Below are 20,717 nucleotides of genomic sequence, written 5' to 3'. Positions count from 1 at the left end.
CGTTTGCGCCCACTCGCCTCTTAATGTCGGGAGGGTACTGATGGTACCTGGTGGAGGCCCGCTGGGCATTTTATCTCACCAGCGCGCTTTCGCTTCCCCGGCATTGGGATGGCGAAGGCAGGACAGCGCCACCTCTACGTCAGAGCGTTTCAGTAGACTGTACAGCACGCCAAGCAACAGAGTACCGGCGGCAATCGCGATGATATAGCCAGTCATCAAGTCGCGATAAACGGAATGATAAGAATGGACTGCAGCGCCGCCATATTTTGAAGCTTGGCAACAAACATAGCCACCAGGAAACCAGCGATAATGCCACCGATAAAACCCGCACCGGCGCTGGACGGCTACTCTCTGTCCGCAGTCTGGAAGACCTGGGTTTTCGCCACTGTTGACATTTGGGTTGTTTTCTGGTGTGGTACATGGGTTTGCCGGCGAATTTAGCGGGATTCACTTCAATATCCGCCGCCACAATCACCGGATCCGCCTCCTGTACCTCCTCTTGTGTGATAGCATTGCCAGCGCCGACCGACCCGCGGGTTGCGAGCTCTGCCCACCAGCCGCGTTTTTGAGGTATGCGCAACGCCGATGGACCAGTCTTCACCGCCACGACCCACTTTAGACTGGGCGGCGACGCCATGAGGAAGGAGAAATGCTGCGGTCGATGATTGCGATACCTGATACGGCGCAGCCTGCGCACGGGCGCGCTGCAAAAAGACGTCAGGGTTGTTGGCGGCGTTCATTATCGTTCTCTGAAAAGCAATCTTGCCGCCCAGCGTCGTATCCTCGGCCCCTTCGCCACCAGTACCCACTTCAGTATCAGGGTCATCGTTGACCAACTGAAGCCCGCTTTCTCGTCCGCATCAAGCAATGCTGTTCAAAATAGATGGTCGCGGACCTGGACAATACACTTCCGGATCAAACGTGTTTTCATCCTCACTCCGCTTATCCCTGATGGCGGCATTCCCAGCATGCAAGTGCTGCCGATGGGATGGTGCAGTGCTGGCGCTGGAGCTACCGCAGACCGTGGACTGGGTATCGTCGATACCGCGCAGGGCAGTACAGGAGCTTCCGCATGTGCCAAAATAGCGGCGAGCGTATTCGGATCCACGTGACGGAACGCCGCTACATAGGACGCGCCGATTAACCGGATCGCATCGAACCGGATCGCATCGGTTAACTCTACCACGCCGGTGAACCGCGATGCATGAGATAAACGCGGTTCGCCGCTTAGTACAACGCGTCGGTCAATCGCGCTATGTAGCCATAGCGCAAGGGCTTGCGCTCGCGATTCGTGCCCTTCGCTGTACATTGGCCTGCCACGCCACACGGTTAACTTTGGCGAAAGACGCCGTCGTTATCCTGACAGATTGAGTGGTTTTAGATTGTCCGGCTTGCCGCATTAACTGTTCATGCTTACTTTGTTAATAAAAAGTCACTTTCGCCCCGTCCCCGCCGTCGCAGGGAGCGCCCCACTAAAGAGACCCTATGCCAAACTATCGTCTCAGTGCCGCCACTGGAACAAATGCAGTAACCGGGCTACAAAATCGTCCATATTGGTTTTGATGCGTTTCACTGTGCCAACCAAGGAGTGATGACAGACCTGGTGCTTAATCGGCACGGCGGCGATTGGGGGATATACGAGATTATCCTGTACAGCACCGATCTGTTGTACACCGTACTTGGTTAGTGACCCCGACGGAGGCGCGAGTGATAGGCGCTGTATGCGACTCGCGGGTCGTTGTCGAGCAGGGTACGACGATCTGCTGGAAAAGCTGGCCGAGCCGTAGGTAGCTATCGTGTCACTGATCATTACCGAGAAAGGCTATTGTATTGAACCGGACAGTAGTCAACTCGACCGCACCCACCCAAGGATGATTGCGGATCTGACAGCGCCACACGCGCCTCGCGCGGTGTCAGACATTCTGATGGAAGCGCTTAACATCCGCTTTGCCGCGGCCTGGTGCCTTTAACGCTTTTCCCCTGCGACACATCCTCAGAACGGCCAGGCGGTGCGCGCGTTGGTATTGGAATTAGCACAAACGCGGGATGCGGGCGCTGGGGCGCTGGGGCGCTGGATAGCCGATCATGCGTTCTTCCCGGCCACCATGGTGGATCGTATCAGCTGCCAGCACCTCCTCGCTGGCGGACGTGGTGGCGATGCTCGGCGTGCGCGATCTATGCGCAATCGCCTCTGAGCCCTTCACTCAATGGGTGATTAAAGATCACTTTGTCCCGGATGCCAGCAGTGGGAGCGAGCGGGCGCCCAAGTTGGTCAACGATGTGGCCCATTAAAGAAATGAAGCTGCGAATACTGAACGGTGGTCATTCGTTTGGCTTCCATCCATATCAGCGACTGCATGATCAGCGACTGCATGATATGCTGCGCGCCAGCGGTCGAGAAATTGATGATCAACGAACAAGCACCACTCTGCGAGTTATCGAGGGAGCGGACGCGGGTGACTACGCCGGGCAATTGCGACGTGTTTTGCCAACCACACCCTAAAACATCGTACACGACAAATCGCGATGAACAGTACACAAAAAACTGCCACAGTGCATTCTCGACCGCTGTGTTAACATTTACGGCACGGCAGCGATCAGTTGGCCGAGACCGATATTATTATCGCCAGCAAGCAAGAAACCTATGCCAACGCAGACTAGGACGCTGGCAGTGTGGCGCCGCGCTAGCGCGAACGACACCTTGGGCTGTTGGAATGGGCGCGCCGGTGCCGGTAGAATGTTAAAGGGGTGCTGCAGGTGAGTGAAGTCAGCGGATAAACCGCTGGGTAATGATCTGTACACCGAAACCTTGCCACAGTCGCCAAGGGGCAGCTGGCGCTGTTACCAACAACCGCGCCTTTTGCCGCCTCATGCTAACCATGGCCTGGCCATGGTCATTACCGCCATGCTGCTCAACCAGTTAGGCCATCTGGTACCGGTGACGCATATCAGTTCGTCGCACTATTTCAAGGCAATACCCGGTGTCCTCAGCATCGTAAATCCCAACCAAAGAATATTTGAGCCATAGCTTCGCGCGCAATCACGGCATGCTGCTGATGATTTTCGCCATCTTCATGCTGCGCCTCTTTGGCCGTAAGAGATTTTGCTGGGCGTACTGATTCTAACCTCCCTTCTCGACACCTAGGATCCTTACCGGCGCACACCGGTTCACCGATGTGGCGGTCGGTTCACTGTCCATTGCTCTTGTGGGCTTGTAGCTGTGGCTACCCGGCGGCGGTTGTGATGCGCTGGTAAAGCGGGTTGACGCTACCTTCCGAACGCGGCGAAGTTCAGCGGGCCTCCGCCAGCCGCACGGATAAGAAAATATTATTTGCCGCTATTCGCGCCAACAAGCAACCCGGCGAAACGCCGTGCCCCTATAAATGCAACCATACGTGCCGCTGCTCTGTGTCGGCGCTGCTTTCGCCAAATCCTGCCGATTATTTCACGTTATTCTCTTCACGCTAACAAGTAATTACATGATTAAAAGTAATAAACGGCTAAGAATCCCCGCTTTCCTTTGTTCATTACGGTAACCTTGAACCCGCTCGACGTCCTATCCGTTATTTTCGGTCTTTGCAACGATTGTGTGAGTAATATCACACAATTAATGAACGAAATCTAGTCAATTAGAACACGTGCTGCACTGGCATTTTATAACGACATTGTAGTTAAGGACTTCAAGAAATAACACATGCAATGGTCAAATCTTAGCCTACATTAAAATATGTTCTGTGGCTCACCCACAGTGACGGTTGCGGCCATGCTATCCACCTGCAGTACTTCTCATGCTCCGAAACAAACCGTTGACATACGTGCAGTAAACGATTTAAACCATTTCTTACTGAAGGCTTCTCAGGATGAATTTGAAGAAATGGTTAGTGGATATTAAATTCAAAATGATGGATCAATATGCCGATTGGAAAGGCGTGCGCCACTGCCTGGGCGACAGTACTGAACGCGACATTGATTACTCTGGCTTCGTATAGATGACTCTCCGTGAACAGTTTGGCCTTGACCTGCCACCCTTTATGCTAGGCGTCGGTTCAACGGGCCGCCATGTAGGTATTTATCTGGGTAACGATCAATTTGTTCATGCGTCCACCAGCAGCGGTGTATTATCTAGCCTGAATGAAAAATCACTGAAAGGCCAGCTATCGAGAAATCCGCCGAGTCCTCCCCAACGGCACACAAGGTTAATTTAGTTATTTATTGAATATCCTAGCTACCCATATCCTTGATCATTCCTGCGATGAATTAATGAATAAAAATAATTGAATGCGATATTTGCAATTCAATTAATGACTGTCAATTAATACTTTACTTATTGACCATATCACCACCCTGTAGTTTAATTGTTTTGTGATTGTTACCAGGAATACTGTGTTACCCCTCTTCCGTCTGAATAAGCCAAACTCGCCGCCTGACCGACATTATTCACAGGGCTAAACAGAATAATTCGCCGTTGGGTCACCGCCAGCACGGAACGCAAAAACGTACGTTTACCCCGACGGACCAGGATGTTAGCCAGGTGTGTCAAATTTGCCGCTGGGCACACCGGTAAAACAGTTTTACCAGTTAAGGAAGACAGGCGCGGGCATCGCGTTAGTTCTGGGCCTCGACCTGCCCCGAAACCACTGTAAAGACAAAACCTTCCGCGGCCACCGACGCTAGTGCTGACTACCCCGGTAACGATTGTTGAAAATCTCCAGCGACCACATGTCATGATACCTGGCGCGCCACGCGACTGCGCAAGATCTTCCGCCAGTTGGTGATCGGCCCTTTCAACGCATTGCGATCGGTTTCGGTCAGTTTTCATTGGGTTCGAAACATTGCGCCGCACGACATTCTGTCAGCACCGTGTCGACTTTACTGAAATTGCCGTCAATTTTACTCAGTAACGGCGCGTTGGCTTTTGTCAACAGCGGGCGCAGCAGATTGACAATTTTCCGTCGATATTGACCTGGAAGTTTCACAGGTCGGTGCGGCTATGGCATTCCTCTTCACCGCTGATTTTGCTAGAAACCACTTCTTCAATCAAGCCGGTGGGCCCCGCCGACGATTTTACTGAGACAGAAAGTCAGTGCACTGATGAGTTTTTGTAACTCCAGCACATCGCGGTAAAGATTATCGGCGAATGGCGTCATCGCGTCGGTGGTTTTATCGGCGAATAGCGTTTTTCAGCCAGCGGAAGCCGGTAGATTTCGTGCCGCTGGAATTACTTAACAGTCCGCAGGTCATGTCATACCCTCAGCTCCAGGTTGGCGGTTATTTTTTGGGTAAGCCCGGCGCGATATTTTCGTGATCCTCCACCACCATCACCCCTTCCATATTGTTTGTTATTGATGGTGATCTTGACTTCTGGAATATCCGTCGCTCACGCGGGCAAGCCGTCTGTCGTGAATACCGGCAGAGAGAACAGCATCACCGGTGCCGGGCGACGATCAAAATATCGCCAGGGTAACGCATAACATTATCCCGATGTTTTGCAGCTGATGAAAAATTTTTTATTTGGCGAACGTTACCGTCAAGGCGTACCGGAAAATTAGTGCCGGTACCAGGAAAGCAAATATACCGCCACCTCGCCGTCGGCGTTTCCCGATAGTCTAAAAACCTTCCAAAAGCGTATCGAATAGCGTATGCGTCGAGAGCACCTGACTCCAATCAAAGGCGATTAATTGATAGCCGTTCCATAATCCGGCTTTATGGCACGAGCGGATCGAACCAGCGACAAGCCAGGCGGCGACAAACAAAATAAACACGCTGATCCATTTGAAAAGGCCGGCGACGGCATCGGCGCCGTGATGTCCGCGCCCATCCTTGACGCCGGGATTACGCCAGTGCCTGGTCCACTGCTATTTCCAATTGATTTTTTCACCGAATGGGACATTTTGCATCCATAGTACAAGCTAAGTCTAATGCGGCGAAGGCGATAGCCGCTTCAATGCCATGAACAGCCCCTGTTCCTTTTGCGGAAATTCACCGGTGGTGGCGTTAATCGCCAGCCCCAGCGCCAGACACAACAGCGCCGCGGTGATGGCAGCGAGCCACACCCCTATCAACCACTGATCGCGTCAGGTTTTCCCGCGACTAACAATCAGCACTGCTTCAAGCCCTTCCATGAACATGATAAGAAATGGCACAAACATCATTTATCCTCATTTGCCTCCAGGGCGCAGACCATTTCAAATAAATATTAATAAGAACGATATTGACTATCTTTGCTAAAGAAGAAAACAAGGTGATCCACCAACTATGAAAGTAAGGAAAGAGCGGAAATGACGGCAAAGGCGGCCGCCGATCATCGGTGCCAGAAAAGGTGCCACGATCATGACGAGCGACAGCGAGCGATTAGCATGAACAACAGTTCCAGTATGACCACAATACCGATATGTTTTACGTTCGGTATCCACTCTCCATATTCCTTTTTCAGCCTGATTCTATGTGTTAATGATTCAATCCGTCGACAGGCCTACACTAGCGATCTTTTTTGGCTGTCGGCGCGATCTACTCCCGGCCGAAGATGCGCATCCAGCACAATGGCGCCGATTCGCTCGCGATGCAGCGCTATCGCCCAATTGTCGAGCGCGGTGAACATGCGTTTAGTGGTGATAGCCTCCCCGCTGAAGGTCAGACGAACCCACTGTAGCGAAAGCGCTTCCAAAAGGACGGGACGAGTAGGCAGCTTTCGCGGTGATGTTGTCCAGTGCAACCATCGCTCATCATCGGTTAGCAACACCAGACCGGTCGTATCAATGTCCAGCCGGCCGGCGACGTGCGGCTTATCCGGCACCGGTTCATTAATGAAATACAAGAGAGTGGGATGATCGGGATCGTTTGCGGAACAGCCGTTGCTGTTTATGCCATGAGTATGTATTTACTTATTCCATGCGAGACATGGTAAAACATGGCTATCTGATGTGTCGCCAGAATTGGATATGCCGGCGCGCTCTTATGATTTCAGCAGCTCCAACGCGCTGAGAGATTATCCCGCGGTCGACCTCAGCGGCGTGATGCAGCGCCAGCGCCGCATCACGCCGCTGATTGTCGCGCAGATCCGCGATTACGGCGCCGCTAGACGGGAATGATGATCTTTGTCACGACCGTCGAGCACGCCGGCGAAATTTCATCCGGCCGCCGAGCGCGATCACCGATGCACCGCATGTTGCCGTTATCGCCATCCTGCGCCCAACGGAATAGGTAAGTCTATATCAACAGACGTCGGCTATGGCTTTCACCTTTATTCCGATAAAACCGAGCACATGATCCTGGATTATTCCGGGAATGGACACGATCTCTATTCCGGAAGTCGGGCAGACAAACCAGCTGCAGGGAGCCAATCGGTCCAGGTCTTCTGTCCCATCTGCAGTTTCGCCAATCTGTTGTTGAGCAAACAACCGGCTCGAGGACGAAAGCGGTGCACGCCAGCAGTGCGATTATCGTTTTCGTTTCAAACTGTGTTCCAGTTGCAACGCCAAGAACGATATCGCCGCCCGCTACTGCCATCATTGCTAGCGAATTTTGCTAGACCCAGACGATATGCTTAAGGCTGCACTGCGTTTGAAAGATACGCTGCGCTGTAGCGGCATGTCGCTGTGCGCGGGCCAGGATGTGCCCTTAGCCTCCGCGCTGCGGAATGCCTTTTGCCTGGCGCGAGGGATATCGAGGCGGAGACGGATAAACCCTGGCGCCGGATTTTGTCGTCGCCGCCCTGGCGCGGCTACTTTTAGCAAGTGCGCATAAGGTCTTAGACTACTATGGCCGCTTCCGCCGCGCTCATGAATTACGCTACTGACCGGGTTTTGTTTGCCCAGCTCCAGTAATTTCGGTAGAATTCTGCCCGACAACTCACAAGCACGCCTATCCTGCCTACTGTTGGGTCGCCTTTAGTAGGTTCAATTCCAGGTTTTGAGAAAAATTATGTTAACTATTAACGCTGAAATTCGCAAAGACCAGGGTAAGGGTTCGAGCCGCCGAGTGCGTCTCGCGAACAAGTTCCCGGCCATCGTTTACGGCAGTACTGAAGCACCGGTTGCCATCGAGCTGGATCATAACATCGTTTTGAACACCCAGACTAAAGAAGGTTTTTACACTGACGTTCTAACCCTAGTCATCGACGGTAAAGAAAGCAAAGTGAAGGTACAGGCGGTGCAGCGTCATCCGTTCAAACCAAAACTGACTCATATCGATTTCGTTCGCGCTTAAGCGAATACCTCGTGAGAAAACGCCGCATTCTGGGCTCCGGCCGTGACAACCGACCGCTGTGCGCATCGCCGGGACCACATGAGCCTGCCACGATTATCAGTGTTGTATCTAGCGCATTTGCAGCGGTTTTAAAGTTTGTTCGCCAACCCGCTTTCTATCTTGGCGTTCATATTTTATCCACCGTCGCCTCTACATTATGGCCGCGGCCGCCGATTTGAGTACCGAACCACCGCTTCTTGCATCGCCTCTCCTAACGGTTCCGCCGCCGATTCGGCCAATGCCTCGACGATGGCTGCGCCCATTTCTTTAACCGTTTCATAGGCCGCCACCGCGGCAATAGCAACAACCGGCCCCGACCACGCCCTTGCCTCTTCGGCGCTAATCTCAAGATTTCCAACAGTAACTTCTCCAAGGCTTCCGCGACTATCTCGTGCCGGCCTCTATAACTGTACTTCCTGCTAACTCCAGGAACTAACCAGCATCGGCTTGGATATCCCCTAGTGCTGCCGATGCCATGACCTCATCCGCCTCGCTTGTATAACCGCTTCCGCTGGTATTTCCATAGCCCTCCACTCAGCTATGTCTGCGCAATATCTTCTTCTTCCAGGGAGATATCGGCGTCACCGTTAACCTATTGCGTTTCAGTGGCCACGTCGGTGGGCGCGATGATGTGCTTTTGCTCAACAAATAGTACGCACCTCCTCATACCTCACGGCGCCGGCGGCGCTTCCGCCGACTACAATAGGGGTATGAGGAATGAGTTGATTTTTTTGAGCCTCGAGTTTGGCCTTCTTCTTACAGGGCATAACATAGTGAGCTATGAATGCCTGCTCTTGCTGTGACGCATAGGTCTTACTGATTTTTCTCAATAATGTCTGGCATTTCCGAACTGACAAGCGTATAGAAACGACTGGTAGGCATTTCACGCCTCTTTGACGGCATTTTCATTTTACGTAAGTGTGCCTTTCCTGCTTAATTGAGATCGTATTTATCAACCGGGGCCTCAAAAGATATTCGACCTGTTTACACATCCGTTTGGCAACAATCAATAGCTCATAGGATTTATTGGCTATTTTCAGCCAGTGGTGATCCATTAAGAGTCAGTGCGGTTTAACCTATGCTACATGGGCTACCGCAGGATGTAAATTGTCAATGACACAGGTTTAGTAGAGAAGTGACAGGAATGTAAGCAGGTTTCCGGATTTAGAAGTAAAACCCGGTCTCTGCAGTTTTCGGCAAATATTGTTATTATTATCGTTATTTACCGAATAGGTTGTGCCAGATGATACGGACATCATAAACCTCCCGTTATATTTACTATTCTTCATTCAGAGAATAAAGCGCGGAACACTTGGCGTAATATTATATGAATAGGAGAATAAGATTCTGGCAATCATGCAACAATAAAGGATCAGTATAATAGTTTCCAGGACTTGGCTAATGTTATTTTTTCAGAAAAAAGCATGGCGTCAGTCGACATTGCAACAAAAACGTACTCGCCAGAAAGAGGTAAGTAGAGACTTGGGTGCCTGAGGCAACACCACAAATATTGGGCGGTGCTTTGAGGTTTAGTGGCGTTAGTTACCCGCCGATGGGTCAGTTGGTCGCGCAAATTCGGCGGTGTTCCTTTTATGGTCAAGATACCCGTCGCGGCATCCCAGAATATACGCTCGCCGAACAAGTGTGCATCGAAATTCAGGGTAGGGGTATTTAGTTAGCTGGCGTAGTGTGCTGTGATCGGCCGGGAACGTTTCCTCTAGTAGTACATAGCCCTGTTTACTGGAGAAAACCTGGAGTCTTTTCCCCACTGGCGAAAGAGTCACGGAAAGCGCCGCCAACACGATCTCTTCGCCGGCCTGTAACTTTTTCTTTACAGAAACCATGTACCTGCTGGCGAATATCTTGCCATTGGTGGTTATCGAAATGCGTCTCGGCACAATAATTATCCATCGCTTGTAGCAGATCGCAGTTTTGTGTCTTGGCATCCAACCATTCGACGGCCGCGAGAAAATAAAGAATCGAAGACGTTACGTCCGACGCGCTCTTGCAAAAACGCCAAATAGCGTGTCGAGTCCGGCTGGATTTCCCAGTGGGATTGCTGACATCAAGCCGTTCATTCACCCGCGTACTGCGGCAGGTTCCGAGAATAATGAGACACTCCACCGCCAGATAACAATATTGGCAAAACAGTACAATCCTTCTTCGGCAAAAGGGTATTTCGCCAACTCATGGCGCAGTCGCCCCGTCGCAGCGACGCTGAAGCCGAGAAAGTCGTTATTCTCCCTACGGCTGAAGCGTATCGCGTCCGCCAGCTCGCTTTGCGACGTAAAACACCATAAGCTTTCTTAGGTGTTATAGATGCGGTGCAGTTCGGCTATCATGTCTTACACCGCCGGCGAAACCTCTCGAACGGTGATTCGCGCAGCACCCAGTTACAGCGTCTGTTCATCGCGCTTAATCATTTGATGCAGAGCAATCTGGTCAATATCAAAGCTCATAATCTATTCTCCATTCTGGTCAAGTGCGAATTCAAACACCGAATAGCTCCGCCGCTGCCACTCCGTTGTACAAGGGTGAGAAACGATAAAAGTGCAGAAAAATGAGAGGTGATACGGTAAAATGTCGAACTTTGACAGGCCACATAGATGATATTATGTCACAAGCATCCCGTTACATTGATGAACAGATAGAAGTCCTTTTGCGGTACTGGAAACATTGTACGCCGACCGATTTCGTGCTGATGGTTCTTGGAAATACGGTTACTCATGTGATTAGCACCCGCGTCGCGCCAGAGATGCACGGCACGCTGGTAAAATCGTTCACCGATGCCCTGTATGCTTCGGTGCCGCTTCCAGACACGCATTAAGCACAAGCCAAGACAGGGCTATGGTAACAAATAGTCAGCGCTACCATGACAAAGTATCACAAATGATCAGCTGGGGTCACTGGTTCACCCTTCTCAATATCCTGCTTAGCTTGGGGCTTGGTAGTCGCTATTTGTTTATTGCAGATTGGCCCGGCTCGTTGGTGGGGCGGCTGTACGCGTTCGCCAGCTGGCTCGGCCATTTCAGCTTTCTCGGTTTCACACTGTATCTGCTAGTGGTGTTTCCCATCACCTTCGTGGTAATGCCGCAGCGGCTATTGCGCTTTCTATCAGCCATTATCGCCACCGCCGGATTGACGCTGCTGTTGGTGGATACCGAAGTTTTCATCCGTTTTCATCAGCATTTTAACCACATAGTTTGGGGGTTGGTGACGGACCAGACAAAGTCGGCCCGCGACTGGCAATTTGTATTTATCGATATTCCGGTAATCTTCCTGGTAGAGATACTGTTTGGCACTTGGAGCTGGCAAAAACTACGCAGACTTAATCACTATCGCATCGGTAAACCCATAGCGCTCTGTTTATCGCCGCTTTTTGCGCCTCGCATGTGGCTTATATTTGGGCCGATGCGAATTTTTACCGCCCCATCACAATGCAGCGCACCAATTTTCCGCTATTCTATCCGCCCAGGACTTCGAGCGGTGTCTGGTCCAGCAGGGCAACCAGGCAGCGGTGGTGGTAGAGTATTCCTTGAGTCCAATAAGCTTTAACAACAAGAGTAGCGGCCTTAATCTACTTATTATCTAATGATGCCCTAGACCAGTAAATTCCGGCCATTTAAGCGCCTCACCCAACAAAACATCCGCTTCACACAACATTTTAGCACTGGCAATCAGGTTGGTACGGAGTTATTCGGGCTGTTTCACGGCATTTCGGCTTCTTATCGGCTTCTTATCGGCTTCTTATCTGGACGAGATTCTGGCGATGCGTAAATCTTCGATGCTCTTAGACGCTCTCAACAAACAGGGTAATCAGCTCAAGCCTACTCCCATTCGACAGTTTTCGGATCTGCTCTACCGACAGGTGTTACTCGCCGGCTTTGCGCTCCATGAACCCATCAGCCGGAGAGATGCGCAAACCGCCAAACAATGGCAGCAGACGGCTACAGCGGCACCTCACCCTGGTTTTCTTATGTTTCGTTCAACGGCACCAGCGTCAGCACCGACTTGGCGAATACGCCGGATATCACTCGTCGCTATCAGTTAAGGGGCGCAAGGCCTGGGATAATAGCCTGGCGCAAATGTTGCGGCGCGAGAGCGGCGCTCGCTTCAACCACACGCAAAGTTGCAAGTGCTACTGGTGGAACATTAGCCAGAAATTCACTAATCACAACGACGAAATTCACCAATCTATAACAACGTGACCGTGACACTTATGCAGCGCCTGCCGCATGTTAGCAACCGCGTCAGCGACTATGCACAGGGAGAGGATCTTTTCGCCCCGCGCCGCCGAAACGATTGGGTCCTGAGCGTGGATAGACACCAGTTGGCCATCACCACGGCAAACAAAACGCCATGGCAGGACAATAACGGTAGTTATCGCACCTTTGACGACAAGGCGCTGCCGCAGTAAAAACATCAGCTGACGCTGCTGTTGCAGGTACTAACCAACGAAAAACGCTTTACTGCTAACTGACCGTTTAAAACTAAAGCAGTTGTGTTATGGTCAGCTATTGCATTCATAACAGGAACGGGTACTATAAGCGCCCATGAGTTCGGCATGTAGCGCAGCCTGGTAGCGCACCGTCATGGGGTGTCGGGGGGCGGAGGTTCGAATCCTCTCATGCCGACCAATTTATACCGAAAACCAAATCACAAGTGATTGGTTTTGCCTAATGTAAGGCTGTCGCTATGGCGCTGTGGCGTGACGGTTATTCGCTGTTGCCAGCCGAACCATTCAGCCCAATACTCCGTCAACGCGATATCTTGCTCGATCGGTAGTCTGCTAATGCCAGTGGCGCCCACGACCTACCCTGCAGGCGAATGAGCATACCGCGCGGCATCGGTAATAGCCGCGCGTTGTTCAATGCGCAGAGAGCCAGAGAATCGCGCTGAACCCTTTCTGACACCAGACACGTACTCCGCCGCAGTATGCGCGCCGTATAGGCTTTGCGCTACGCCAGCAGCCGCAACAATGGTGGTGGGTGTTGTGTGCCGAAGGCCACCAGTTCGCCATAAACACACACAATCGCCACTGCCAGCGCGATGGCGTGGGGGTTTGACGTGGACTTAATCAGTTCGACGACAATCTTGAGTGCCGTTTATTACTAAGTGTAGAGCGGGCGCTAAAAGCATAGCTATCCTTTGTCATGGGCAAGATTCTCCCTGATGATATCATCGAGCGGCGTCCAGCGCCTTTTGCGCTGGAATCAGAGAGGTGAAGAGCGCTCGCACCGGTCCAAGATCGGTCATAATGACATCCCACCAGGCATTTACGGATTGAAAGATCTCACATTCGACCATAAACGCTACCGCGTCATTCATCTATCTTTTGCCATAATGGTATTGCCAAGATAAAGTCAGCCGCCGAAAGACATCGCGCACGGTGATAAAGCGCTCGGGCTGTAAATTGATCGTAGTGTCAATCGTGGCGGTGACGCTAGGCAGATAACACCGACAATGGATTTCATCAAAATCGTTGAAAACACTTTCTCCAGGCGCCACTATACGTTCCAGGGAATAAATATTGTGCGACGTATGCTTCACGCCGAGAAGCTGCTCTGCTCATCAGTTAATTAACACGCCGGCAATTTCTGCATCAAGCTCCACCGCGATAATGGCCGGTATTAAAATCGTAGAAAGCACTTTGCGGCAATAGGCAATGATTTTCGCTTTGGGGAATTTGTAATAGTACGCCAAATAAACCGCATCGGCGGGTACTGACAGCGCCCACACGAAAAATCAGGGGAACCTTTACCGTTAAACCTGCCCCACCAGAGTACGCAAGATACGTTGTCTTTCCTCCAGGCTCAGAAGCGGACCTTCGCCAGACGATCCGCAGCAATAAAACCTTCCATGCCACGCGGCAATTGATTCTCGACCACGGTTGCCAACGCGTCGACGTTAAGATGACCGAAATGACTCTGATATTCATCCCACTTATTCTACTTCACCTCCGTACACGACAACATTAGTGCTGGTCATATAGACCGAGAAAGAAGAAATACCACCGTTCTGTCATATTCTAGTTAGCCATCCTCATTGGCCATGCGACAGATCAGCATGCGGGGATATAATTTTTCTGAAACTGCGGATCCTGATCTTCCAGCACCATGCCGGAAGTCGTCAGGGCATTTACCAGACTCCCATCCCGCCCAATAGGTCGCACACTAGCGGATAAAGTTATAACTATCCGATTTAGCGACACAATAGGCCGCTGGTAAAAGGCACGCCGGTGTCCTCTTTTGTAACTATAAATGTCCTATAACCAGCGACACCATACAATCAATAGATCCGATAGTAATGATTGACTCTTGTTTTCCACCTGGTCGGTCATGAGAAAGGTGCCCACCAATTAGCCTCGATTACCTTGTGGAAAACATTTAACGGGAAGTGCTCAAACGGACCAGATACTTCCGGCGGCGCGCTGGGCTGCGTATCACCGGCATTATTGACCAGACCGCCCCCGGCGCACCCATTTGCTCGATAGCGTCAAGCGCCCGATTGACGCTATCCTCGTCGGTAATATCTACGGGGGTATACGCCAATCGCGCGGGGGTGATTGATTGGGTGACAAATTGGGTGACAAGTTGGCAAGACCGTCGGTGACGATGATGATTTTATCTTTAACAGAAAATAAGGTATCTTCCATTTTACTTCTCCGCTACCGCTCTCGATGCTTATATTTTGTGTGCCTGAAGATAGTCTCTATCCAGAATAATTCCATGGCCGGGCTGAGTGTCGCTGGTAACGTAATAATCATCAACCTCTTCATCGGCGGATAAGATGGTACGTAAATCTTTCCAGCGGCCGCCGTCGGTTACCTACGCATAAGACACATTCGGCACCGCCGCTAATAAATTCGCGCTGAGTTATAGCACAAAATGCGGTGTCATGGGCGGATGGCGCGCACGGGCGATCGTCGCTACATCTATACCTTGCCGAGGAAATCGACAATCGGCATATTCAGTGTTGTCCATAATGAATCCCAATAGGCAATAGCGGTCACACCCGACCATCAACATCATGAATGTATTTATAACTGCAATCCCACAGCGTGTGCGGTGACAGGCGCTGTCCGTATCAGGAATAAGGGACGATATTCCGCTAGAACATGATGACCAACCTGCTCAATCCCAAGATAACGTTATTTGTTTTGGCGTTGTTTTGCAGTTTGTGCAGCCGTAGGCGGAGTTGGTAGCGCCCAGATTTTGCTGATGGCCACTGTACTCAATGCCATCGGATTCATGGTGAATTAGGACGTGATCCTTGCCGCCAGCCATCTTGGTCGCGGCCTGTAGCCCCCAGTGCCGCGCGCCGCAGTAGCTGCGCTATTGTTGGCCTCGGTGTATGCCGGCCTGGCCTACCAATTGGCGTACGGCGGGCTGTTAGTAGCCTCTAATAGCCAGGCCTCTAACAGAAAATAACCCGCGACCAACGGCGGTGCTTTATCTGGGCGTACCCTGGCCGCTTAGGTTCAGCGATCTGACAAGGCTCTAATTCTGCCGGTAGCACGCCAGCACCAATTCAATCAATGAGGTCGGTATGACCAAAGCTGATCGCCTGCCACAATTTGGGTACATACTGATATCGGTAAAATCCGGTAGCGTATTCACCCCATTGACTACCACCCCGCTATCAGTTGTCAAGCACCTGCGCTACGCCGGCGCAGTTAAGGGCGGTGAATCGCGCGATGCGCAGATTTCATCGCGGGCGGCCTGTCTGATGTCGGCCGACAACCACCCATCAACGTGCCGGTTTCGTTAATATATTTAGTGTGATGGGAATAAAATCGTCGCTTAACACCACTCCGACACGTGTTTAGCCCAGCCCGCCACAGAGGCTCATCAGGTGCACTGCGTTTGGTTGCGCCGCGGGCGGCAACCTTGTCTAAGTATACAAACCGCCTGGCAGGAGTTTTATCTCGAAGGCATCACGGTGGTAGGGGTCCGCGTCAGAAACGATAACGCAGCCAGGCAAAGAATACGTTGCCATTGTTATAGGTGACAGGGATATAGGTGGCCTGGAATGTTAGTTGCTTATAATCGACCGACGCCAGCGGCAACAGCGCTGGTACGGGGATGTATTTCCAATTATCCCGCGCCGTTACCCCGGCGGTAAAACCAGCGTCAAAGTGGATATCCTGATAGTGGTCAAACGGATACTACTGTTTTTCCCAGGCATAGCCGCTAAACGGCTCCCATTTATTAAAAGAATCCTTGAACGCCGTCACGTAGATGGCATGCCAATTTCCTTTCTCGTCATAGCGTGAGATACCATAGCCTGCGCCCAAAGAGCGTTTATTGTAGCGGCGAATATGTTCATCGTCATAAGTAAAACGATTATGCCAAGTAATGGCCGGCACATAGAGATCCTGATGGGGGGAGTTACGCCAGGTCTCGGCTACATTCTGCGAAAATTGCTGCCAAAGACCAGTAGACGACACCGGCTGGCTGTCGATCACCGACGTCGCTGCCAATACGGCAGAAAACAAAGCACATAGACTGATTAACACAATAATATTTTGATAAAGCGACCGCACAATCCACTCCCTACTGACTTTCTTAATACGTCGTCTTTCCAGCATGATTAAATCACTACCAGAAAAAATAAAAGTAAATCATTATACCTATTTTAACTAAAATGGCGTGTAAATCGCGCGGCGCCGACGGATCCTATACCTGGAAAATCGAGCCAGATGATGCTCCGATTGGCGCTTAATTTTTGTGCGCCGCGCTATGAACGCGACTCACCGCAACGCATGACAGGTGTACCAAGCCACTCTTTTCCGGGTGCGTTCCAGGGAAAGGGTGCCATTTAAGAGGTGAGAAACATCATGGCTGCCAAGAGAATACGCCAGATGAACTGAAGCGGGCCAAAGGAAACACGCTGCCCCTCATCAAAAGAACGGTGGTAAAGGTGAAAACGGCCCCCTATGGCGGCGACTGGCGGCGCCCTACTGAGCATGTCACGAAGCGTTCTCACCCAGTGGGAATAAAGTTCGCAGCTTTTAATCAAAATTGAAAACCAATCATAATCTCAAGTGCAGGCCAGATCCATGATGATAAGAAAACGAAAGTGATAGTACGGAGGTGATATTATGCATACCAACGATATCGCTTTTTGATTGAACTGGCGCTGGCCATCATTGGTTTCGTATCGGTGATGTATACTTAACAGCGCACGTTGTGACGTGGCGTGATAGAAAACATACCGACGACCTTCGCTGCACTCCCTCTCGCAGGGAGGTAAGTTGCCGGATGCGCTTTCTGCTAAAACCCCATCGTGTAGGGCATACCATGTTCCGGCGCCTATCCTAGGCACTCATGAGTGGGCCCATGGAGTTAGCTCTGTAAAGGACGTACGATTATAGGATTGGTCTGAATTTACTTACAGTAATAATTATCATAATCCAGGTGATTCCTGCCCGCGGCCATTAACACTGTTTACCACAGCGCAACCCGTCGGTAAAACGCGCCAAATATGATAATTGGGCGCTGCAATGGCAAACCTCGCCTATTCTATTTCGGCTAATGACAATTGCGGATTGCACAGTTAGATGAACCACCAAGCATATTTACATTGACCTCGCTTGCCCCAAAACCAGACGGTGTTAGCATCAAACAAATGCTCCACGCTCAGGCTGAGCAGGCTGGTATCCATTTTACGGTTATATGACATATCCGCGCAGGCCTACCACAGCCCGAGTGCGATATAGGTCTTGATAACGGCTGAATTGTGCGTGCCTATCACCACCTCTAAATACAGCCCTGCCGCCTGAAGAACCACATCAATTCGCGAGCACAGGTAATACCGTGCTCAGGGTCTCAAGGGTAAGCTGCGGCGATCGGGTTATTTCTCGTTGTCGATACCGATATCGGCATCGCCGGATTGCAGCATAGCAACAATTTCCTCGAGGCTGCCCTTACAATTTACGAAACTGCTTAATAACTTCTGACAGACTGTAGCGCGCTTGGGTATGGGTGGTAACGATGGAGAGTTCACCAGAATCTTTATTGGCAAACACATCAGAAACCGGCGAATATTATTGACCTCCTTAAAATGCGTTCTGTTACCGACAGCAGTGTCTTGACCGGAAGTTCATCTTCAAGTTCACGAATACGACGGCTAACGCCCGATGCGAAGTGAAAAGCATGCCCGCAACGTCGGTCAGATGATAGTTGCAGTGGCATAATCGACAAATGGAAAATCGGTAAGTTACACATTTAAAATATCGATGCGGTGAGCGCATAATGCGCGCCTAATGCCAGGCGGCACGAAGGATAACGGCAGCGATTATGGAGCGCGCTACCGCGGGGTTGCAGGCGCGTGTCGTCACTCTCGCCCCTGAACTAAATAGGCGTTGATATAGTACTCCTTTACCGGCAATACGCTTTTCACAATCCCGAATGAGGTCGCCGCATCCAGTACATCACGCCAGGCTTTATCATTTGCTTTTCGGAGTTGGTAATCCCGGTCATTGTGTCCACCCGTTTTTGTAATAGCAAGCGGATTGTCCCTCGGGCGTAAATACCCAGTTATTGCCGGTGTTGTAGCGATTGATGGAGATGGCCGGCGCCCTACCAAAGTGAAACCCATGACGGTGGTAGACGCCACATCTGCCCGGCCGGTATCGAGAAATTTCATAGCATCGGCCACAGTTGGCGGCGCCACGATCAAAACGATGTCCTCATCGCGCTAGGACCCACCAAAAACCATCCGCTACTGGCTATTCCTGTACAAAAGTGACTTTTTCCGGCGCTGGAGCGGCAAACGCCGGCGCGCAAAGCCATCCGATACACCGTAGCGGGCGTTAACATCAAAAAAAATAAAGCGCTATACCGAAACCGAAACCCTAAAACGCCATACCCAAAAATATCAGGCATTGTAACGCCTTCTTGCATAGTCCTCATCCACCTCCGTACCGATAACAGGTGCCTTTCAGGATGGAAGGAGAGCAAAGAGATGATGAATCTGATTCTCATAGCCGTTTTGCTCAGCTTTGCCGTATTTCGCTAATTAAAGCGGTCAGACAAATGTGCAAAAGCGATGATAAATCAGCGCGTCGTTTCACTACGTAACCACTTATCGTGAGGCAATCTTGCTCGCTGGTATCCCCTTATTCGCACTGAGCAGAGCGACGACGTGCCGGTCTCAAACAATGGGGCGTGCGGTCACACACCGCACGCCCCGTTTTTCAGGAACCCTATATTTGTCGCGGTGAATTCATTAGAACATATAAGTCATACCTAATACGACAATATTGTCTGTGGAAATCTGCGCAGCACGTGTAAAGTCGTCCTTAGACAGTAGATTAATGCGATAATCGATGAGGGTCAGCATGTTCTCATTGAAGTTGTAGCTGGCGCCCACCCCGAAGTATTTTTTGATATCGTGGCTCTTACCGTCTTGATCGCTGTCAATGTGCGATTGCAGATAGCCGAGAGAGGGACGCAGACCGAAATCAAACCGATATTGCGCGACCAATTCGAGATTGTGTGCCTTTTCAGCGAAGTCGTGTAAACCGCTCGAGAAATTACCGTAGGGTGTCATATTGTGGGTTTCGCCGTACAGCGCGGCCAGGTAAAGATTATAAGCGTCATATTTCAGGCCGAAGGCATAGGCCTCAGCCTTTTTGCTATGATTGCGCGCAACCGTCGACGATCGCTGAGACAGAGTGCGGTTACTGCTGCTAACGGCGGCACCGGCAGACACGCTGTTACCCAAATCGTAGGTGACGGACAGACCATAGCCATCGCCATTGGCTTCCTGGAGGCCGCGGCCAGTAGTATCACCCTCCTTGCTGTCGTTTTTACCCTGGTATTGCAGCGCGAAGTTCAGACCATCCATCTTCCCGAAGAAATTGGTATTGCGATAGGTTAGCACGCCATTGGCGCGGCCGGAAAGGAAATTATCGGTAACGGTGGTATCGCCGCCGAATTTCGGCATCACATCGGCCCAGGCGCCGACGTCATATAACACGCCGTAGTTTCGGCCGTAGTCAATGCTGCCTCCGTTGTCAAACTTAATCCCAACAAAACCTAGTCGGGTAAAGGAACTTTTCGCGCCTTCGCTTTCGGCATGGCGCAGCCCGACTTCATGCTCCCAGGTACCGAATCCGATAAGTCCGTCACTCAGCTGAGTTTCTCCACGGAGACCATAACGAATGAAAGAATGATCGCCGTTTTTATCATCACCGCCGGACATATAACGCATGCCGTTGAGTTTGCCGTACAGATCCAGTGTATTGCCGTCTTTATTATAAACTTCGGCGGCCCCGGCACTGCCGGCTATCACCATAGCCGAAACGAGTACAGACAGATACTGTAGTTTCATGTTGATTACCCTCTATATTTATTATATTTTGCCACTAATAATTTGATATCCGCAGAGGCTCAAATAAAAACGAGCATTCAACAGATCTTGATTTCATTGATAGATTGGATATTGCACTGACCGCAGAATCATAC

General features: G+C 51.0%; 16 protein-coding genes, 1 tRNA gene and 6 pseudogenes. 10 read left to right on the top strand and 13 right to left on the bottom strand.

Annotated elements, in window-relative coordinates; genetic code table 11:
* Positions 1-75: 75 nt before the first annotated feature.
* A complete protein-coding gene (locus GPOALKHO_RS01490; RefSeq protein WP_406703519.1) occupies positions 76-216 on the bottom strand; it encodes a hypothetical protein in 141 nt (46 codons plus the stop codon).
* Positions 217-452: 236 nt separating this feature from the next.
* Entirely contained in the window at positions 453-836 is a 384-nt protein-coding gene (locus GPOALKHO_RS01485) for a hypothetical protein (RefSeq protein WP_406703518.1), read from the bottom strand.
* A gap of 960 nt (positions 837-1,796) precedes the next feature.
* Here GPOALKHO_RS01485 and GPOALKHO_RS01480 point away from each other — a divergent pair.
* From GPOALKHO_RS01480 to GPOALKHO_RS01470, 3 genes and pseudogenes are all read left to right on the top strand, one after another.
* Positions 1,797-1,970 (top strand): hypothetical protein, encoded by a 174-nt coding sequence (locus GPOALKHO_RS01480; RefSeq protein ID WP_406702659.1) that lies wholly within the window; start codon positions 1,797-1,799, stop codon positions 1,968-1,970.
* 115 nt (positions 1,971-2,085) lie between these two features.
* Positions 2,086-2,292 carry a hypothetical protein gene (locus GPOALKHO_RS01475; RefSeq protein ID WP_406702658.1) on the top strand — a complete coding sequence of 69 codons (207 nt, stop codon included), beginning with the start codon at positions 2,086-2,088 and terminating at the stop codon, positions 2,290-2,292.
* Positions 2,293-3,732: 1,440 nt separating this feature from the next.
* Positions 3,733-4,200 (top strand): annotated as a pseudogene (locus tag GPOALKHO_RS01470) (NlpC/P60 family protein).
* Positions 4,201-4,726: 526 nt separating this feature from the next.
* Here GPOALKHO_RS01470 and GPOALKHO_RS01465 read toward each other — a convergent pair.
* Together GPOALKHO_RS01465 and GPOALKHO_RS01460 are read right to left on the bottom strand one after the other, a co-directional pair.
* A pseudogene (locus GPOALKHO_RS01465) lies at positions 4,727-5,180 on the bottom strand (imelysin family protein); the annotation flags it as partial.
* A gap of 432 nt (positions 5,181-5,612) precedes the next feature.
* Positions 5,613-5,789 (bottom strand): annotated as a pseudogene (locus GPOALKHO_RS01460) (FTR1 family protein); the annotation flags it as partial.
* Between GPOALKHO_RS01460 and GPOALKHO_RS01455 the strand changes: the two are divergent.
* Entirely contained in the window at positions 5,706-5,903 is a 198-nt protein-coding gene (locus GPOALKHO_RS01455; RefSeq protein WP_406702657.1) for a hypothetical protein, read from the top strand. The pseudogene GPOALKHO_RS01460 and the gene GPOALKHO_RS01455 overlap by 84 nt on opposite strands.
* A 12-nt stretch (positions 5,904-5,915) precedes the next feature.
* On the opposite strand, the gene GPOALKHO_RS01450 is transcribed toward GPOALKHO_RS01455, so the two are convergent.
* Positions 5,916-6,053 (bottom strand): hypothetical protein, encoded by a 138-nt coding sequence (locus GPOALKHO_RS01450; RefSeq protein WP_406702656.1) that lies wholly within the window; start codon positions 6,051-6,053, stop codon positions 5,916-5,918.
* Between the two features lie 419 nt (positions 6,054-6,472).
* Positions 6,473-6,877: a pseudouridine synthase gene (locus tag GPOALKHO_RS01445; RefSeq protein ID WP_406703310.1), complete on the bottom strand. Its 405-nt coding sequence runs from the start codon at positions 6,875-6,877 to the stop codon at positions 6,473-6,475.
* A gap of 43 nt (positions 6,878-6,920) precedes the next feature.
* Between GPOALKHO_RS01445 and GPOALKHO_RS01440 the strand changes: the two genes are divergently transcribed.
* Both GPOALKHO_RS01440 and rplY read left to right on the top strand, forming a co-directional pair.
* Complete coding sequence (locus GPOALKHO_RS01440) at positions 6,921-7,088, top strand: hypothetical protein (RefSeq protein WP_406702655.1); 168 nt, start codon at positions 6,921-6,923, stop codon at positions 7,086-7,088.
* 832 nt (positions 7,089-7,920) lie between these two features.
* The gene (gene rplY / locus GPOALKHO_RS01435) at positions 7,921-8,205 is read left to right on the top strand and encodes a 50S ribosomal protein L25 (RefSeq protein ID WP_406702653.1); all 285 of its coding nucleotides are present in this window, start codon (positions 7,921-7,923) and stop codon (positions 8,203-8,205) included.
* 1,588 nt (positions 8,206-9,793) lie between these two features.
* On the opposite strand, the pseudogene GPOALKHO_RS01430 reads toward rplY, so the two are convergent.
* Positions 9,794-10,703 (bottom strand): annotated as a pseudogene (locus tag GPOALKHO_RS01430) (nucleoid-associated protein); the annotation flags it as partial.
* A 155-nt stretch (positions 10,704-10,858) separates the two neighbouring features.
* On the opposite strand from GPOALKHO_RS01430, the gene GPOALKHO_RS01425 reads away from it, so the two are divergent.
* The 4 genes and pseudogenes from GPOALKHO_RS01425 (at position 10,859) to GPOALKHO_RS01410 (ending at position 12,881) form a co-directional block, all read left to right on the top strand.
* Entirely contained in the window at positions 10,859-11,071 is a 213-nt protein-coding gene (locus GPOALKHO_RS01425) for a DUF1414 domain-containing protein (protein ID WP_406702651.1), read from the top strand.
* Between the two features lie 20 nt (positions 11,072-11,091).
* Positions 11,092-11,922: pseudogene (locus tag GPOALKHO_RS01420) on the top strand (DUF3413 domain-containing protein); the annotation flags it as partial.
* A 532-nt stretch (positions 11,923-12,454) separates the two neighbouring features.
* Positions 12,455-12,661: a hypothetical protein gene (locus GPOALKHO_RS01415; protein WP_406702650.1), complete on the top strand. Its 207-nt coding sequence runs from the start codon at positions 12,455-12,457 to the stop codon at positions 12,659-12,661.
* Positions 12,662-12,804: 143 nt separating this feature from the next.
* Positions 12,805-12,881 (top strand) — tRNA-Pro (locus tag GPOALKHO_RS01410).
* A 934-nt stretch (positions 12,882-13,815) separates the two neighbouring features.
* Here GPOALKHO_RS01410 and GPOALKHO_RS01405 read toward each other — a convergent pair.
* The 6 genes and pseudogenes from GPOALKHO_RS01405 to GPOALKHO_RS01380 all read right to left on the bottom strand — a co-directional run bounded on the left by GPOALKHO_RS01405 (position 13,816) and on the right by GPOALKHO_RS01380 (position 20,583).
* Positions 13,816-13,983: a hypothetical protein gene (locus GPOALKHO_RS01405; RefSeq protein ID WP_406702649.1), complete on the bottom strand. Its 168-nt coding sequence runs from the start codon at positions 13,981-13,983 to the stop codon at positions 13,816-13,818.
* Between the two features lie 647 nt (positions 13,984-14,630).
* Entirely contained in the window at positions 14,631-14,795 is a 165-nt protein-coding gene (locus tag GPOALKHO_RS01400; RefSeq protein ID WP_406702648.1) for a hypothetical protein, read from the bottom strand.
* Between the two features lie 948 nt (positions 14,796-15,743).
* Entirely contained in the window at positions 15,744-15,896 is a 153-nt protein-coding gene (locus GPOALKHO_RS01395; protein WP_406702647.1) for a hypothetical protein, read from the bottom strand.
* 305 nt (positions 15,897-16,201) lie between these two features.
* Positions 16,202-16,834: pseudogene (pagP, locus tag GPOALKHO_RS01390) on the bottom strand (lipid IV(A) palmitoyltransferase PagP).
* Positions 16,835-18,582: 1,748 nt separating this feature from the next.
* Positions 18,583-18,921, bottom strand: coding sequence for a hypothetical protein (locus GPOALKHO_RS01385; protein ID WP_406702646.1), 339 nt, complete (start codon positions 18,919-18,921; stop codon positions 18,583-18,585).
* A 555-nt stretch (positions 18,922-19,476) separates the two neighbouring features.
* Positions 19,477-20,583 (bottom strand): porin, encoded by a 1,107-nt coding sequence (locus GPOALKHO_RS01380; RefSeq protein ID WP_406702644.1) that lies wholly within the window; start codon positions 20,581-20,583, stop codon positions 19,477-19,479.
* Positions 20,584-20,717 lie beyond the last annotated feature (134 nt).

It is taken from the genome of Sodalis sp. (in: enterobacteria) (assembly GCF_036327475.1).
In the GTDB taxonomy this organism is placed as follows: domain Bacteria; phylum Pseudomonadota; class Gammaproteobacteria; order Enterobacterales; family Enterobacteriaceae.
This window is presented reverse-complemented; position numbering and strand designations above follow the sequence as displayed.

Bases quoted from the DNA above. Each gene is read 5' to 3' on its own strand.
- GPOALKHO_RS01475 (WP_406702658.1), top strand. From the start codon at position 2,086: ATGCGTTCTTCCCGGCCACCATGGTGGATCGTATCAGCTGCCAGCACC.
- GPOALKHO_RS01490 (WP_406703519.1), bottom strand. From the start codon at position 216: ATGACTGGCTATATCATCGCGATTGCCGCCGGTACTCTGTTGCTTGGC.
- GPOALKHO_RS01455 (WP_406702657.1), top strand. From the start codon at position 5,706: ATGGCACGAGCGGATCGAACCAGCGACAAGCCAGGCGGCGACAAACAA.
- rplY (WP_406702653.1), top strand. From the start codon at position 7,921: ATGTTAACTATTAACGCTGAAATTCGCAAAGACCAGGGTAAGGGTTCG.
- GPOALKHO_RS01425 (WP_406702651.1), top strand. From the start codon at position 10,859: ATGTCACAAGCATCCCGTTACATTGATGAACAGATAGAAGTCCTTTTG.
- GPOALKHO_RS01380 (WP_406702644.1), bottom strand. From the start codon at position 20,583: ATGAAACTACAGTATCTGTCTGTACTCGTTTCGGCTATGGTGATAGCC.